The organism is Candidatus Methylolitoribacter marinus, from assembly GCF_051853155.1.
In the GTDB taxonomy this organism is placed as follows: domain Bacteria; phylum Pseudomonadota; class Gammaproteobacteria; order Burkholderiales; family Methylophilaceae; genus BACL14.
In genome coordinates this window covers 629,132-645,367 of record NZ_CP124221.1, presented here as the reverse complement: position 1 = coordinate 645,367, position 16,236 = coordinate 629,132, and the positions used below count along the sequence as shown (strand labels likewise).

At 33.2% G+C, this 16,236-nt stretch carries 14 protein-coding genes and 1 pseudogene; 7 read left to right on the top strand and 8 right to left on the bottom strand.

Annotated elements, in window-relative coordinates:
- Positions 1 to 15: 15 nt before the first annotated feature.
- From bamA to rpsB, 8 genes are all read right to left on the bottom strand, one after another.
- Positions 16 to 2,382 carry an outer membrane protein assembly factor BamA gene (gene bamA, locus QFA95_RS03410; protein WP_486463428.1) on the bottom strand — a complete coding sequence of 789 codons (2,367 nt, stop codon included), beginning with the start codon at positions 2,380 to 2,382 and terminating at the stop codon, positions 16 to 18.
- Positions 2,383 to 2,447: 65 nt separating this feature from the next.
- On the bottom strand, positions 2,448 to 3,608 hold the full coding sequence (gene dxr / locus QFA95_RS03405; RefSeq protein ID WP_486463427.1) for a 1-deoxy-D-xylulose-5-phosphate reductoisomerase: 1,161 nt from the start codon (positions 3,606 to 3,608) through the stop codon (positions 2,448 to 2,450).
- Positions 3,587 to 4,315, bottom strand: a complete 729-nt coding sequence (locus QFA95_RS03400; protein ID WP_486463446.1) for a phosphatidate cytidylyltransferase — start codon at positions 4,313 to 4,315, stop codon at positions 3,587 to 3,589. The genes dxr and QFA95_RS03400 overlap by 22 nt, the downstream gene beginning before the upstream one ends.
- Positions 4,316 to 4,352: 37 nt before the next feature.
- Positions 4,353 to 5,042 (bottom strand): polyprenyl diphosphate synthase, encoded by a 690-nt coding sequence (gene uppS / locus QFA95_RS03395; RefSeq protein ID WP_486463426.1) that lies wholly within the window; start codon positions 5,040 to 5,042, stop codon positions 4,353 to 4,355.
- 9 nt (positions 5,043 to 5,051) lie between these two features.
- Complete coding sequence (gene frr, locus QFA95_RS03390) at positions 5,052 to 5,594, bottom strand: ribosome recycling factor (RefSeq protein ID WP_486463425.1); 543 nt, start codon at positions 5,592 to 5,594, stop codon at positions 5,052 to 5,054.
- An 8-nt stretch (positions 5,595 to 5,602) separates the two neighbouring features.
- Positions 5,603 to 6,322 carry a UMP kinase gene (gene pyrH, locus QFA95_RS03385; protein ID WP_486463424.1) on the bottom strand — a complete coding sequence of 240 codons (720 nt, stop codon included), beginning with the start codon at positions 6,320 to 6,322 and terminating at the stop codon, positions 5,603 to 5,605.
- Positions 6,323 to 6,375: 53 nt separating this feature from the next.
- On the bottom strand, positions 6,376 to 7,251 hold the full coding sequence (gene tsf / locus QFA95_RS03380) for a translation elongation factor Ts (RefSeq protein WP_486463423.1): 876 nt from the start codon (positions 7,249 to 7,251) through the stop codon (positions 6,376 to 6,378).
- Between the two features lie 39 nt (positions 7,252 to 7,290).
- Positions 7,291 to 8,022, bottom strand: coding sequence for a 30S ribosomal protein S2 (gene rpsB / locus QFA95_RS03375; RefSeq protein WP_486463422.1), 732 nt, complete (start codon positions 8,020 to 8,022; stop codon positions 7,291 to 7,293).
- Between the two features lie 123 nt (positions 8,023 to 8,145).
- Between rpsB and map the strand changes: the two are divergent.
- From map to QFA95_RS03340, 7 genes and pseudogenes are all read left to right on the top strand, one after another.
- Positions 8,146 to 8,943 (top strand): annotated as a pseudogene (map, locus tag QFA95_RS03370) (type I methionyl aminopeptidase); the annotation flags it as partial.
- 5 nt (positions 8,944 to 8,948) lie between these two features.
- The gene (glnD, locus tag QFA95_RS03365) at positions 8,949 to 11,501 is read left to right on the top strand and encodes a [protein-PII] uridylyltransferase (RefSeq protein ID WP_486463421.1); all 2,553 of its coding nucleotides are present in this window, start codon (positions 8,949 to 8,951) and stop codon (positions 11,499 to 11,501) included.
- 4 nt (positions 11,502 to 11,505) lie between these two features.
- Positions 11,506 to 12,837: a peptide MFS transporter gene (locus tag QFA95_RS03360; protein ID WP_486463420.1), complete on the top strand. Its 1,332-nt coding sequence runs from the start codon at positions 11,506 to 11,508 to the stop codon at positions 12,835 to 12,837.
- On the top strand, positions 12,834 to 13,352 hold the full coding sequence (locus tag QFA95_RS03355; protein ID WP_486463419.1) for a lipocalin family protein: 519 nt from the start codon (positions 12,834 to 12,836) through the stop codon (positions 13,350 to 13,352). The genes QFA95_RS03360 and QFA95_RS03355 overlap by 4 nt, the downstream gene beginning before the upstream one ends.
- Positions 13,352 to 14,263 carry an acyl-CoA desaturase gene (locus QFA95_RS03350; RefSeq protein WP_486463418.1) on the top strand — a complete coding sequence of 304 codons (912 nt, stop codon included), beginning with the start codon at positions 13,352 to 13,354 and terminating at the stop codon, positions 14,261 to 14,263. Before QFA95_RS03355 ends, QFA95_RS03350 begins: the two co-directional genes overlap by 1 nt.
- Positions 14,263 to 15,510 carry an NAD(P)/FAD-dependent oxidoreductase gene (locus tag QFA95_RS03345; protein ID WP_486463417.1) on the top strand — a complete coding sequence of 416 codons (1,248 nt, stop codon included), beginning with the start codon at positions 14,263 to 14,265 and terminating at the stop codon, positions 15,508 to 15,510. Before QFA95_RS03350 ends, QFA95_RS03345 begins: the two co-directional genes overlap by 1 nt.
- Positions 15,507 to 16,235 (top strand): DUF1365 domain-containing protein, encoded by a 729-nt coding sequence (locus QFA95_RS03340; protein WP_486463416.1) that lies wholly within the window; start codon positions 15,507 to 15,509, stop codon positions 16,233 to 16,235. Before QFA95_RS03345 ends, QFA95_RS03340 begins: the two co-directional genes overlap by 4 nt.
- Position 16,236 lies beyond the last annotated feature (1 nt).

Sequence of the window (16,236 nt, the reverse complement as noted above, 5' to 3'; positions counted from 1 at the left end):
TCCTCCTAAAAAAATTTAAAATGTTGAACCCATGCCGAACTGGAATCTCTGAGTTCTATCTTTATTGTCATCATTCAGTGGCTCAGCTATCGAGACCTGAAGCGGGCCAAAAGGTGAGTTCCATTGAACACCAAGACCTACTGAGTAACGCATCTCACCTTGAGAATAATCTTCAGCTACTGTAAGAGATTCGTTATCAGAGAAAACGCCGCCAGCGTCAAAGAATGTGCTTAACCTAAAAGCATCATTTTTCTTTAACCCAGGAACTGGGAAAAACAACTCAGCACTAACAAGCACTGATTTATTACCGCCGGTAGTATAGTATTGACCGTTAGTAGTGTTTTTATATTTTGGGCCGATGGAACTGGTTCTGTATCCCCTTACAGACCTCACCCCACCCATGTAGAAGTTTTTAAAGAACGGGAACTCTTCGCCTCCATAGTCATCCGCATAGCCTAAAGAGCCTCTTAATTTAAGCGTAAATTTCTTAGCCTGATCAAGCGGTTTGTAGAATTCTGTTTGAGCCTGTAACCTGTAGTACTGCAAGTCTAGAACTGGCGCAGTCACCGTTGCTGAATATTTTGTCATCATGCCTTCAGTTGGAATTAATACGTTATCTCTGGTGTCTGTAGTAAGGCCAACATCAAAAGCAACAGAGTTGGCCGTACAATCAACGTCACCAGTAGATGAAGCCTTATTACAATAATCTTTATATAAAGTTGGTGATCTTTCTGTTAGTTCTAATTCTGTAAAATCTAACGTCGCACCAAAATTTAAAAAATCTTTTTCACTTAATGGAATTCCAAAATTAACGCCTCCACCATATGAGTAAGTATTATAGGTGCCAATACCTCGTAGTTTCGCTGTATTTCGGTCTCTTCGGTAGATCTGAAAACCTCTAGAAACCCCATCCTCTGTGTAATATGGATCCGTATAAGACAGAGAATATGTTCTGTTAATTCGACCTGTACTTACGCCTAGAGCAACAGTGTTTCCACTTCCCGCAAAGTTTCTTTGACTGATGTTAAAAGAACCCATTAAACCTTCAGCAGAACTCACACCTGCTCCCACCATAATTTTTCCGGTATTTCGTTCAGTAACATTCACATTTAAATCGACCTGGTCTGTGTTTCCCGGAACAACTGCCGTATCAACATCAACGGCACTAAAGTACTGAAGCCTAGTTAGTCTAAATTTTGATCTTGCAACTTTGGATTCGTCATACCATGAAGATTCAAATTGCCTCATCTCTCTTCTTAAAACTTTATCTTTAGTTCTTGTATTACCGATAAAATTTATATTACGAACATAAATTTTATTGCCCGTATCAACAAAAAAATCATACGAAACTTGTTTATTTTCCTCATCAATCTTTGAAATTGGATTGACATTGGCAAAGGCATAACCAAAATTCCCAAGATAATTACTGATATTATTTGAGGAATTGTTAACTTCTTTCGAACTGAATACCTTATCTTTCTTTATAGTGATGTTTGATTTTAGATCTGCTTCTGAGAACTCATTTATGCTTCCAGAGATAGAAATGTCCCCGAATGAATATTTATCACCTTCATCAACATCTATGGTTATTGCTAATCTTTTCTTGTTTGGAGTAATCGATACATCTGTTGAAACAATTTTAAAATTTAAATAACCTCTGTCCAAATAAAAACTTTTAATTTTTTCCAAATCGGCGGATAGCGATGATTTGGAATATCTATCATCTTTTTCCCACCACGAAAGCAGATTAGTTGCTTTTAACTCCATTATTCCTAGTAAGTCAGATTCAGAAAATTTAGTTAAACCGTTTATTGATATACTAGAGATTCTTGTTAAAGTTCCCTCATCGATATCAACATTGATTGCTACCCTGTTTCTTTCCAGTGGCCTAAAGGATGCTTTTACAGATATATTGTACCTACCCATGGAGTTGTAACTTTTTGATAAATCTTTTTCTAAATTTGATAACACTTGTTTATCGAAAACAGCGCCTTCATACAAATTAACTTGACGGATTCCTTCTCTAAGCTTATCTTCCTGAATTAATTGATTGCCTCTGAATTCAATACTAGCAATTATAGGCTTTTCAGAAACTACAACAGTTAGAACTCCAGAATCAAACTCAACAGACACATCTCGAAATTGACCAGACTTGTAGATAAATTTAATGATTTCAGATGGATCAATTTCACTAACATCATCACCGATATCGAAAGGAATGCTGTCGAATATAACACCAGGTTCAACCCTCTGAAGACCTTTGATTTTGATATCATTAATAACTTGGGCATGTATTAAATTAGATATCAAGAATAAAATAACGAATAAAAATTTATATATATGTTTCAATCTTTTTCTTATCAAATAAATTATTGTTTGCATTATATCTGTTAAAAAGAAATATTCAAAGAAGTTTTAATTAAATCAATAACTTAAAAATTTAACCATTAATTAAATAAATATTTTTTAATTATTTGTTTAATTTTCTGTCTACAAAGAATATCTGCATCTAAAATTTCATCAATACTAGAGCATGTGCTGTTCAAAGAAATACTAAAAGAGTCTTCAATAATAGAAAAAATGCTCAAGAAGCTAATTTGTTTTTCTAAAAAAGCATTAACTGCTAACTCATTTGCCGCGTTAATTATTAAACATGACATTGCTGACCCAGCTAAAGCCCTATAAGCATAATTTATAGATGGAAATTTATCATGGTCGACTTTTGAAAAATTTAAATTTCCTACAGCTGAAAGGTCCAAAGAACTTACACCTGAATTAATTCTGTTTGGGTAACCAAGAGCGAAAGATATAGGTATTTGCATGTTTGGCTCAGAAAATTGACATAATGATGAGCCGTCCTTGTAATTTACTATTGAATGAATAATAGATTCCGGATGGACAAGGACATCAATCTGATCTGGTTGTAGATTAAACAAATAATAAGCTTCAATAATTTCTAAACATTTATTCATCATAGTGGCTGAATCAATGGTAATTTTTCTTCCCATAGACCAGTTGGGGTGTTTTAGAGCCATTTCCAAAGTAATTAAATCAAATTTGGATCGTGGATATTCTCTAAAAGGACCGCCAGAAGCTGTTAGAGTAATTTTATCAATTTCATGGGAATCCAAATTCCCAATTACTTGAAAAATTGCATTATGTTCACTGTCAATCGGGATAATGTGTTTTCTATACTTACAGAACAAGTCGCCAGCCATTACAAGAGATTCTTTGTTCGCTAACAGAACTTTTTTACTTGACTGTAATGCAAAGAATGTTAGTAATAAACCAGTACTGCCAGACATGGCAGATACCAATGTGCTATACAAATCAGATTTTAAAATATCATGCAACTTACATGTATCGGTTAAAACTTTCGTTTGATTGTGACTTAATCTTGATTTTAAATCATCAATTAGCTCATGATTATTTAAATAAGCATATTTGGGTTTAAATAAATTGATTTGCTCAGCTAGAGCAATCGTGTTGCTATCGGCAGTTAAACAAATAACCTCATAGATATCTTTATTATGTTTGATTACTTCTAGAGTAGATTTACCAATACTTCCAGTAGAACCGAGAATTATTAATTTATTATCATTAAACATAAAATTGTAATCAAAGGAATTGTATAAATTGCTGAATCTAGACGATCTAATAAACCACCGTGGCCAGGTATTAGATTTCCACTATCTTTTATATGGTATTTACGTTTTAAAAATGATTCAAAATAATCACCATAGATTGAACCAACAAAAGTTAAAAAGCTAATCGCCAAAAATTCAATTAAGGAGTAAATCTCAAAAAAATACCATGCAGTAGATTGAATAAGTAAAAGCAACACCAATGAACCTAACAATCCCTCATAAGTTTTCTTTGGACTGGTGATGGGAAAAATTTTATGCTTACCAAAAAATTTTCCAAATAAATAACCACCAATATCAACGGCCCAAATACCAATGAATGTAAGCAATAAAAGTAATTTATGTTCAGGCATTAAAATGATTAATGAAATAAAAAAAGAAGAAATGTAAAAAGCTGGAGTTATATTAAGAAAAATTTGTTTTATTTTTAAAAAAGGAATTAGCGGGAACAAAAAGCAAAATAAAAAAAAGATAATGTAAATAAAAATGTAAGTATTGAGAGATGATAAAAGATATAAGAAGATAAAGAAAAAAATATTTAAGAAAATCAATTTTAAATTAAGCCCTTGCATTTTTACCAATTCAAAAAATGCCAACACCGAAGCAATAAACATCATTAATAAGAATAAAAAATCGTTATATATAAGGGCGTAAACAAAAACAAGAATCAATAACAAACCAGACCCCAACCTTAAACCAAAATTAGAATTAATAAATTTTTCCAAACCTTCTAATCTTTCTGCTAAAAAATTCTAATGCTTTATTAAGATGAGTTGTTTTAAAATCTGGCCATAAAGTTTTTGTAAAATAAATTTCAGCATATGCAGATTGCCAGAGAAGAAAATTACTTAATCTTGTCTCCCCTCCTGTTCTTATTAGCAAATCAACATCTGGTAAATTAGGAGTATAGAAGGCATTTTTAAAAATGTTTTCGGTTATTTTTCTTGAACTACTTCTTAAGGTTTCTGCAGCAAAAGCAAGCTCTTCTTTTGATCCATAATTTGCAGCAAGGTAAAAATTAAAGTCTTTATTTTTTTGTGTAATTTCCTCAAGATTTCTAATTTTTTTTTGCAGCGATGGTGGAAATTTTTTTATATTACCTAGAAGATTAAATTTGATTTTATTATCCACCATATATTGAAAGTTAGTCTCAAGTGCCTTTTCAAATAGAGCCATCAAATGTGTTATCTCATTTTTTGGTCGTTTCCAATTTTCCGAGCTAAATGCATAAACACTAAGGTTTTTTACTCCAACTTCAAAAACTTTCTGAGTAATTTTAGATAATGTTTTCAAACCATGCTCATGTCCAATACTTCTTGGCATATTCTTATTTTCTGCCCATCGCCCATTTCCATCCATAATAATGGCAACATGATATGGAATGTTATTTTTTTGCAAAATAAAAACCTAAATCTCTAATAGATCTTTTTCTTTTGATGTGATTAAGCTGTCAATAGATTTAATAAATTCATCAGTAAGGATTTGAATTTTTGCCTGATCTCTTTTTTCATCATCCTCACTTATCAACTTTTCTTTAAGTTGTTTTTTTAGCTCATCATTACCATCTCTTCTTATATTACGAATCGATATTTTGGCATTCTCTCCTTCAGATTTAACAACTTTAATTAAATCCTTCCTTCTTTCTTCCGTTAATGGAGGCATCGGAACTCTTATTAAGTCTCCATTGACTGCCGGATTAAGACCTAAGTCTGAGTCTCTGATCACCTTCTCTATAGCGCTTGTTTGAGATTTGTCAAACGGTTGAATGTTTATAGTTACATTATCACCCAAAGTTACATTAGCCATTTGTGATAATGGGGTTATTGTTCCGTAATAATCAACAGATAAATGATCCAATAGACCAGTATGAGCTCTTCCTGTTCTTATTTTAGAAAAATCATTTTTTAATCTTTCTATAGTTTTTTCCATCTTTGTCTTTAATTCTTCCATAACCTATCCTAATTTGTCACCAATGTTCCATCAGAGAAATTTTTATTAATGAAATTATACAAGGAATCTTGTTTAAATATGTTTATAACACCTATCGGCATTGATTGTTCCCTGCAGAGGGTAAAGGCAGTCGCATCCATAACTTTAAGTTTTTTGTCTATAACATCATCAAATGAAATTTGATCAAACTTCATAGCATTTGGGTTTTTTATAGGGTCATCTGAATAAATACCATTTACCTTAGTAGCTTTAATCATAATATCAGCATCAATTTCTGATGCTCTCAATGCAGCTGCGGTATCAGTAGTAAAAAAAGGATTGCCGGTTCCTCCAGAAAATATAACAACTTTATTTTCACTGAGATATTGAAGAGCTTTAGCTCTGATATAAGGCTCAACAATTTGTTCAACATTGACTGCTGATTGAACGCGAGTAATGATGTTATTTTTATTAAAAGCATCCTCTAGTGCAAGCGAATTCATTACTGTAGCTAGCATGCCCATATAATCTCCTGTGGCACGAGTCATACCCTGATCGCCCAGTGAGATTCCACGAAAAATATTTCCACCTCCAATTACAATGGCGAGTTGAATATTCTGCTCAAGAATTTTTTTTATTTCAATGACAATCTGATTAACAATATCTGGTGAAATACCAAAAGAATTTTCTCCCATCAAGGCCTCCCCTGATAGCTTTAAAAGAACTCTCTTAATCGGCTTATTTAACATGATTTAATTATGACATAAAAAAAAAGGTTGCCTAAGCAACCTTTTTCATTAAATTAAATTTTCGAGGCTTCTGCTACCTCTGCAGCAAAATCTGACTCAACTTTTTCAATTCCCTCACCAACCACGAAAAGAGTATAGGAGTGAATTTTTGCTCCTTTTGAATCTAATAAATTCTTAATGGTTTGTTTGTCATCTTTCACAAAAGCTTGATTCAGTAATGTCACTTCTTTTAAAAATTTATTAACTGTTCCTGTTGCGATTTTATCCAACATCTCTTCAGGCTTTCCAGCTTCCTTAGCCTTTTCAATCGCAACCCTTTTTTCAGCATCAATAAGATCTTGAGATATGCCAGATTCATCAAGTGCTTTAGGTTTTGATGCAGCAATATGCATTGCAATATCTTTACCTAAATCATCATCACCACCATCAAGATCTAATAGAACACCAATTTTACCTCCGTGAAGGTATGAATGGTATTTTCCGCTTGAGGTTCCGGTAACAAATCTTCTTGGTGAAATATTTTCACCAATCTTTCCAACAAGGTTTGAACGAGTTTCTTCAACAGAAGTACCATCTATTAATACAGTCTTAAGTGCATCGATATCAGACGGCTTTGAGTCTAAAATTGCATTGGCAACTTTTTGCGTAAAACTAACAAATTCGTCATTTTTGGCACAAAAGTCAGTTTCTGAATTTGTTTCTAATATAGCGCCTTGTTTACCATCGCTCGAAATAGCAATTGAAATTAAGCCTTCAGCAGCTACTCTCGAACTTACTTTAGAGGCCTTATTACCAAACTTAACACGAAGAAGCTCTTCGGCCTTTTGTAAGTCTCCATCCACTTCAGATAAAGCTTTTTTGCAATCCATCATCGGTGCATCAGTCATTTCTCTTAATTCTTTAACAAGAGAAGCAGTTATTTCAGCCATTTATATATCCTTAAATTAAAATTTATATTTAGTTAAAAATTATTCTTCTTCAGTAGCTTCTTCTGATATTGACTTGGCCAGTTCAGTAATCGCTTGGTTTTTACCAGCTAATACTGCATCAGCCATACCCCTTGAATAAAGACGAATAGCCCTACTTGAATCATCATTGCCAGGAATCACATAGGATATATTTTCAATAGAGTTATTAGAATCAACAATACCTACGACAGGTATACCTAATTTTGTTGCCTCCTCTACAGCACCACTTTCAAAACCAACATCAATGACAAAAATAGCATCTGGCAGTGACGTCATTTCTTTGATCCCGCCGATTGATCGCACCAGTTTTTCATGATCACGTCTTAATGTTAAGGCTTCTCTTTTTTTCAATTTATCTAAAGAGCCGTCGGCAATCATTGTTTCGTATTCGTTTAAGCGCTTGATTGATTGTTTAACAGTCTTAAAGTTTGTCAACATTCCACCTAGCCATCTATGATTAACATATGGACACCCAGCTCTTTCCGCTTCTTCTTTAACGATTTCTCTTGCTTGACGTTTTGTTCCAACAAATAAAATTCTACCTTTGTTGGCAGCAAGATTTTTTAGAAATTTTGAAGCTTCTTCAAAAAGAGGAAGGGTTTTTTCAAGATTGATGATATGAATTTTATTACGTTCACCAAAAATAAATGATTCCATTTTTGGGTTCCAGTAACGTGTTTGGTGACCGAAATGTACACCAGCTTCAAGCATTTGTCTCATTGTAACTGACATGATATTCTCCTATAGGTTATCACTTCACTCACGCCAAACTAGAGAACTAGCACCTTAGGTGGCATAAGTGCATATTTTTAAAAAACGCAATTATAGTACAATTTAGATTGTAAGTATAGGAAATTCATGTCGGTCACAATAAAAAATGAAGATGATATTCGCAATATGCGAGTTGCCGGAAAACTGGCTGCTGAAGTTTTAGACTTTATAACTCCCCATGTCCAAGCAGGAATTACAACTGAAGAAATTGATCGTTTATGCTATGATTACATGGTTAACGTTCAAGACACAATCCCGGCACCACTAAACTATGCACCACCCGGCCATGCACCATACCCAAAATCTATTTGTACATCGATTAATAACCAAATATGCCATGGAATACCAAGTGACAGAGTGCTGAAAAAAGGTGATATTGTTAATATTGACATCACAGTGATTAAAGATGGATATCATGGTGACACCAGTCGAATGTTTTTTGTTGGCGAGCCCTCAATTCAAGCAAAAAGGCTTTGTGACATCACGTATCAATCAATGTGGAAAGGCATTCAAGAAGTTAGGCCTGGTTCAACATTAGGCGATATAGGGTTTTCAATACAACAGTTTGCGGAAAGCCATGGATTTTCTATCGTACGTGAGTTTTGTGGGCATGGTATTGGGAAAGTTTTTCATGAAGAACCACAGGTGCTCCACTACGGCAAAAAAGGTACGGGGCTTGAATTAAAGGAAGGCATGACATTCACCATTGAACCTATGGTAAATGCAGGTAAAAAAGATATCCGAATGATGCCTGACGGTTGGACAGTTGTCACGAAAGATCGATCATTATCAGCGCAATGGGAACACACAATTTTAGTTACTAAAGACGGATATGAAGTTTTAACTGTATCCGAACAAACTCCCCCTCCCTTTCTTGATTGAGCTTTATGAAATCAAAACAACATGATTTTAGGCTCATAAAAAAATCATATGACGCGCGATTTGAACAAATTAAGTCTCAATTTTTAAAACAACATAACAGTTCAAGTTTTTTAGAGCAGAATGCTAAACTTTGTGACGATGTTCTCAAACAATTATGGGTTTTAGCAAATTTGAATGAATCCTTTTGTCTTGTTGCAGTTGGTGGATATGGCAGAAAAGAACTTTATCCATCCTCCGACATTGACATAACAATCATCTCCAGCGGTCTTGATGCAATAAATACAAATAATGAAATATTAGAAAATTTTATTCAGTTATGTTGGGATTTTGGTTTTAATTTGGGCGTCAGTCAGAGAGTAGTTGATGAAATACCAAAAGATATAAAAGATATAACTATTGCTACCAACCTTTTAGAATCCAGGCTGATCTGTGGAAATTCTTTCATTTATGAAAAATATAATAAAAAGTTTAAAAAAACATTAAATATTAAAAAATTTATCCTGGCAAAAGTAAAAGAACAGACATTAAGACACCAAAAATTTAGCAAGTCTGGATATCTATTAGAGCCAAATATAAAGGAATCTAGAGGTTGCTTAAGAGACATTCATTTCATTCGATGGCTTTGTGCAGCAAAATATGGAGACCACAATCTCAAAACGCTATTAAATAGTAATGAGATTACAAAAAAACAACTCAACCTAATTAACTTTCATTACAACAAATTAATTAAAAGAAGAATTTTTCTTCATATTATCACTGGCCATCAAGAGGATCGGATGCTTTTTGATTATCAATCAAAGATTGCAAAAGATCTAGGATTTAAAAATTCACCAGATAAGAAAGCAAGTGAATATGTAATGAATAGTTTATATAAATCAATACGTTATATAATATTATTCAATGAAATTATTACAAAAAAATTTACGGTTGAATTTAACCTTACCAAAAAAAAAGTTGATGGCTTCTCTGAGCTTTATTTATCTAATGGTCTCTTAGAGCTAAACAAAAATACAAAGATGGATATTTCAAAGAAAATCTTTACATATTTTCATCTTTATCAACGTAATCCATCAATTGAAGGCTTTGGGCCAAATTTAATCAACAGCTTCATAGCAACAGCCAATCTTATCAATAAACCCTATCGTGCAGATGAAAATATACAAAAAGATTTTTTGCAAATATTTAAAGAAAAACAAAAAGTAAATCGGTCATTGAGGCTGCTAAATCGATATAACATTTTAGGGAAGTTTTTGCCTGTTTTTGGAAAGATAATTTCGCAAATGCAGCATGATCTATTTCATATCTATACGGTAGATGAACACACATTAAATGTCATCGATAACTTGAGAAGATACAGCAAGGCCACACTTAAACATGAATCACCCGAATCATACGAAGCATTCAAAAGACTAAAAAATCCTTCAATTTTATATTTAGCAGGTCTCTTTCATGACATTGCCAAAGGAAGAGGCGGGGATCATTCAAGCTTAGGTGAAAAAGAAGTTTGCAAATTTGGTCGCATGTTTAACCTACCTGCACTCGAGGTGGAAACGATTGCGTGGTTAGTGAAAAACCATCTGTTAATGTCAAATGTTGCTCAGAAGCTAGACCTTGCCGATCCCACGGTCATTCGATCCTTTGCAGATGAAGTACAAAATCAAGAGCGACTTGATTTGATATTCCTATTAACAACTGCAGATATTCGAGGCACAAGCCATAAAGTGTGGAATCAATGGAAATCTGTATTAATAAACAGCCTTCATCAAACAACAACAAAATACCTCCAAAATAAAGTCACTAACGAGCAATTTGTGAATCAAAGAGTAAAGCAAATTCAGAATAATTTAATAAAATATTCAATTGAGCCTTTCATGTATCAAAAAAACTGGACGTTGATGGGTGATGGATACTTTACAAAGTTTGAGGCACAAGAGATATCATGGCACACAAGACTTCTTCTATCTCACGCAAACACAGACAAAACAATTGTCAGGGTGAGGCATCAAAAAGGTGGGCAAGGCATCGAAGTGTTGGTCTATACCAAAGATAAAAATGATATTTTTTACAAAACATGCCATTTTTTCAACGAAATATCATGTGAAATCAGTCAAGCTAAAATTTTCACAACAAATCACAATTATGCGCTAAATGTCTTTCATGTGACATATGAAGATGAAAGCTCATTGAGGTTTAAGGATTTTTTTCAGTATATTGAAGTAAATCTGACGAATAAAATCAATCAGGATCTTAATCAAGATGAGATTAATATCTCTAAAAACTTAATGAAAAAATCAAGACAAGCTAATTTCCATCAAATTGAAGATTTTGTTGAGCTAATCAATAATAATGGGCTATTCCACCTGCAAATTAAAACCTCGAACAGAAAAGCATTATTATTATCGGTTGCTGCTGTATTAAAAAAATACAATATCAATCTATCTAATGCCAAAATTACGACCATGGGCGAACGAGTTGAGGATCATTTTGATTTCAAAAACAGTGATTCACAGTTTGAGCCTAAAAAATTTGAGAATGATCTTTTAAGCCTTCTTCAATAACTGCATGAAACATCCAAGATTACTTCGAACACTTTTTTTCACTGAAATGTGGGAGAGATTTAGTTTTTATGGAATGCGCGCATTGCTAGTTTTGTATTTAGTCAATGCAATGGCTTACTCAGATACCGACGCGCTTCATATTTATGGCATCTATACCGGATTGGTCTATCTAACCCCTCTTATAGGGGGCTATATTGCAGATAAATACACGAATAGTATTAATGCTATTTTAATTGGTGGGGCCTTGATGATGGTCGGACATGCCTTGCTCGCATTCGAGCCTCTATTTTTCATTGGACTGGGCTTCTTGATTGCTGGGAATGGTTTTTTTAAACCAAATATTTCAAGCATGCTAGGTAATTTATATTTATCAAAACCAGAAAAGTTAAGAGATGAGGGGTTTAGTTATTTTTATATTGGGATAAATATCGGTGCATTCTTAGCACCGCTAGTAATTGGCTTTATAGGAGAGTTTTACAGTTGGCATTTAGGTTTTCTAATGGCTGCTTTAGGTATGCTTATTGGCTTAATCATATTTTGTTTAAAAATTAACCAAATTGAGATTTTGAAAAATCAAATAAATTACAGAAAGATTAAAACTTTTTTATTTCTTAATATAACTTTAATTTTTTTCTTCATCTATTCGCCAATATGGTTAGTGATTTTACTTTGTCTTTTGGTCATATTATTTTTCGTTAAGCAAACATCTTTTTTGCTGAGTAGAAACGATTTAAAAAAAATATATTACATTTTTACCCTTGGTCTATTTTCAATTATTTTCTGGGTAGGTTTTGAGCAAGCTGGTGGATCACTGACACTTTTTACAGACTCAAAAGTAGATAAGAGTTTTATGAATTTTACTATACCAACAACTTTCTTTCTTGCCATCAACCCACTTATTATTATATGTTTAGGGGCTGTTGTCGCAAAAATCTGGTTTTATGTAGATTCACACTTTAAAACAGATACGCCCGAAAAAATGAGTTTTGGTTTGATATTCATGAGTATCGGGTTTCTAATTCTGACACTCATCCAAAATATGGAAAACATTCACTTTGCGTGGATTATTCTAATTTATTTTTTTCATACCGTTGGTGAGTTGTGTCTCTCGCCAACAAGCTTATCGATGGTAACAAAAGTTGCGCCAAAAAAAAAACAATCTTTAATGATCGGTTTATGGTTTTTGACCTTTGCCATTGCTAGCTATTTTGCAGGACTGCTTCCGTCACTAGTTCAAAGCTTGAATTTGAACTTATTCAAACTTATAAGCATCCTAACTTTTTTAGGTGCCATCACTTTGGTCATGTTAAGACCTTATTTACGAAAGTTATTATGAAAAAAATTGTTCTTATATTAATGATACTAATCTCTGGTTGTGCAACAAGCAATCTTCCAAAAATTGAGCCTGTAGAAAAGATTTCATTAGATAATTTTATGGGTGATTGGTACGTATTGGCTCACATCCCAGCACTGATCGAAAAAAATGCGTTTAACGCTGTCGAGAGTTACTCGTTTAATAAAACAGATCAGGTGATTGAAACTACTTTTACTTTTAATAAAGGTGCCTTAGATGGTCCAAAAAAAATCTACAAACCAAAAGGATTTGTCATTCCAGAAACAAATAACGCCGTTTGGGGGATGCAATTTATATGGCCTATAAAGGCACAATATATCATTACCTATATTGATGAAGGTTATGAAAATACAATTGTAGCAAGAGATAAAAGAGATTACCTATGGTTTATGTCAAGATCAAGTGAATTATCGACAGAAAAAAAACAATGGATTTATAAAAAAACCACGGAACTAGGTTATGATAAAAACTTGTTACGTTTTGTCCCTCATAACTAATGAAACATTTTATATTAAAAATTTTCGATAATAATTACGCTGAGAAATTCTATCAAAAACAAAAAAATATTGATGGTGACTCAATTGACTGGTTTAGGGTTATCCCCTTCATTCTGATACATATTGGTGCTTTAGGTGCCTTATGGACTCATTTTGAATGGTTTTTAGTCTGGGTTGCTTTGGTTTTATTTGTCATTCGTATGTTTGCTATTACTGGGTTTTATCATCGTTATTTTTCTCACAAAACATTCAAAACATCCAGATTCATGCAATTCATTTTTGCCTTCATTGGTTCTACAGCTGCACAACGAGGTCCAATTTGGTGGGCATCTCATCACCGCCGACATCACTTAAATTCAGATAAGCACAATGACCACCATTCACCACATACACATCACTTTTTATGGAGCCATATGGGTTGGTTCTTGGCTAAGAAGAACTTTTTAACAGATCGCAAGGTTGTTCGTGACTTAATCAAATTTAAAGAATTGGTTTTAATTGATCGCTTTGATTGGTTACCGCCTGTCCTATTACTTTTATCCTTATTCCTTATTGGAGAATATTTATCGCTAACTTCAAGTATCAGTGGTTTGCATATGGTTATCTGGGGCTTCTGTTTATCAACAATCCTCGTTTATCATTGCACATTTGCTGTCAATTCCATCGCTCACCTATGGGGGACTCAGCGATACAATACAAAAGAAGAAAGTAAAAATAATTTTTTTGTTGCCCTATTCACTTTCGGCGAGGGTTGGCATAACAATCATCATCATTATCCTGGATCAATTAGACAAGGGTTTTATTGGTGGGAAATAGATTTAACTTACTATGCACTTAGATGTCTTTCCTTTGTAGGGATTGTTTATAATTTAAGAACAGTTAGTAAAGCAATTAGACAAAAGCATAACTAATGAAAATAGCAGTAGTAGGGTCAGGTATTTCAGGTCTTACTCTAGCTCATTATCTTGGCAAAAAACACCAAATTACGCTTTTTGAAAAAGATAATCGAGTTGGTGGACATACGCACACTCACTCTATAAAAATAGACAATAAAAAAATTAACGTTGATTCTGGTTTTATTGTTTTTAATAAAAAAACATATCCCAATTTTTTAAAATTAATTAAAGAGCTTGATGTCCCATTTCAAAAATCCTCAATGAGTTTTAGCGTTCAATCTAAATTAAATGGGCTTGAATATAATGGCAATAACTTTAATACGCTATTCAGTCAAAGAAAAAATATTTTTAATGTTAGATTCTGGTTAATGATATGGGAGATATTGAAATTTAATCGATTAGGTAAAAAGTTACTCAAAACGCCTGCCTCTCAAATCAAAAATATCACTATCGAAGAATTTTTAAGCACGTACAACTTTTCAAATTATTTTATGACCAACTATTTATTACCCATGACCTCAGCCATTTGGTCTTCCAGCTTTAAAGATGTGAAAAAATTTTCCTTACTATTTTTTTTAAGATTTTTAAATAATCATGGCATGATTAATGTCAACGACCGCCCCCAATGGCTTACCATTAAAAATGGGTCTAAGACGTACGTGGATCAAATAATTAAAAAACTTAACGGTTCAATTATTCTTAATGCAAATATCCAATCTATTGTTAAGAATGGAAAGAAATGTATTGTACAAACAAAGATGAATAGTTATTCATTCGACCATGTTTTTTTTGCCTGTCATGCCGACCAAGCGCTTAAATTAATCAAAAAGCCAACATCCATACAAAAAAAGATTCTTGGGCAATTTGCTTATGCAAAAAATAGTACCCTATTACACCGAGATTCATCACTCATGCCAAATAATAAAAGAGCATGGGCGGCATGGAATTATCATGTTAATAAGAAGCTTATTAGCGATGTCACGGTCACTTACAACATGAATATTTTGCAAAACATCAAAACAAAATCAGATTTAATGGTTAGCTTAAATATTGATAATAAAATAAACAACAAAAAGATTTTAAAAAAAATAACATATGAGCACCCCACATTTAACCTAAACACTTTTGCAGCTCAAAAGAAGCAGAAGTTATTATGTAATGGCCACTTTGCCTTTGCAGGAGCTTACTGGGGAAATGGTTTCCATGAGGATGGAGTTGTTAGTGCGTTGAATGCCATAAAATTTAGCGGGGTAAATAATTGAACCAGGGAATTTATAGTGGCGTGGTCACTCACGATAGAATTGCGCCCACAAAAAATAAATTCTCATACAGGTATTCGATGCTGATGCTTGACCTTGATCAGGTCAACTTAACTTTTCGGCGATCATTTCTCTGGAGTTTTGATCGTCCAAATATTGTTTGCTTTAGACAAAAAGACTATTTCCGCAAATCAAGGCACTTAAAAAATGACTTAATTGACTTTTTGGCAACTAAAAAGATTAAGGGGATAAACAAAATTTTTATACTGACAACCCCTCGTGTGTTTGGTGTGTGTTACAACCCTGTCAGTTTCTATTATTGTTACAAGGATTCTATCCTAAGGGCCATTATATCTGACATCAATAATACGCCCTGGAATGAAAGATTCGCATATATCCATCCATGCGACCAAGAAGATATAACCTATACATTTAACTTTGATAAGGAATTTCATATATCCCCTTTCATGCCTATGCAGATAAAATATAGCTGGCAATTTACAAAACCAAATGATGTTATCGTTATAAGTATGAACAACAATCTCAATAGTGAAAAAATATTTAATGCTACCCTTAAATTAAAAAGAAGATCGATTACAGGACTTAGTTTAGCTACATATATGTTTAAATATCCACTATCTCCACTTGAGACCATTTTTAAGATATATTGGAATGCGTTTAAACTTTGGTTGAAGAGAACACCATTCTATTCCCACCCGTCAAAATAAA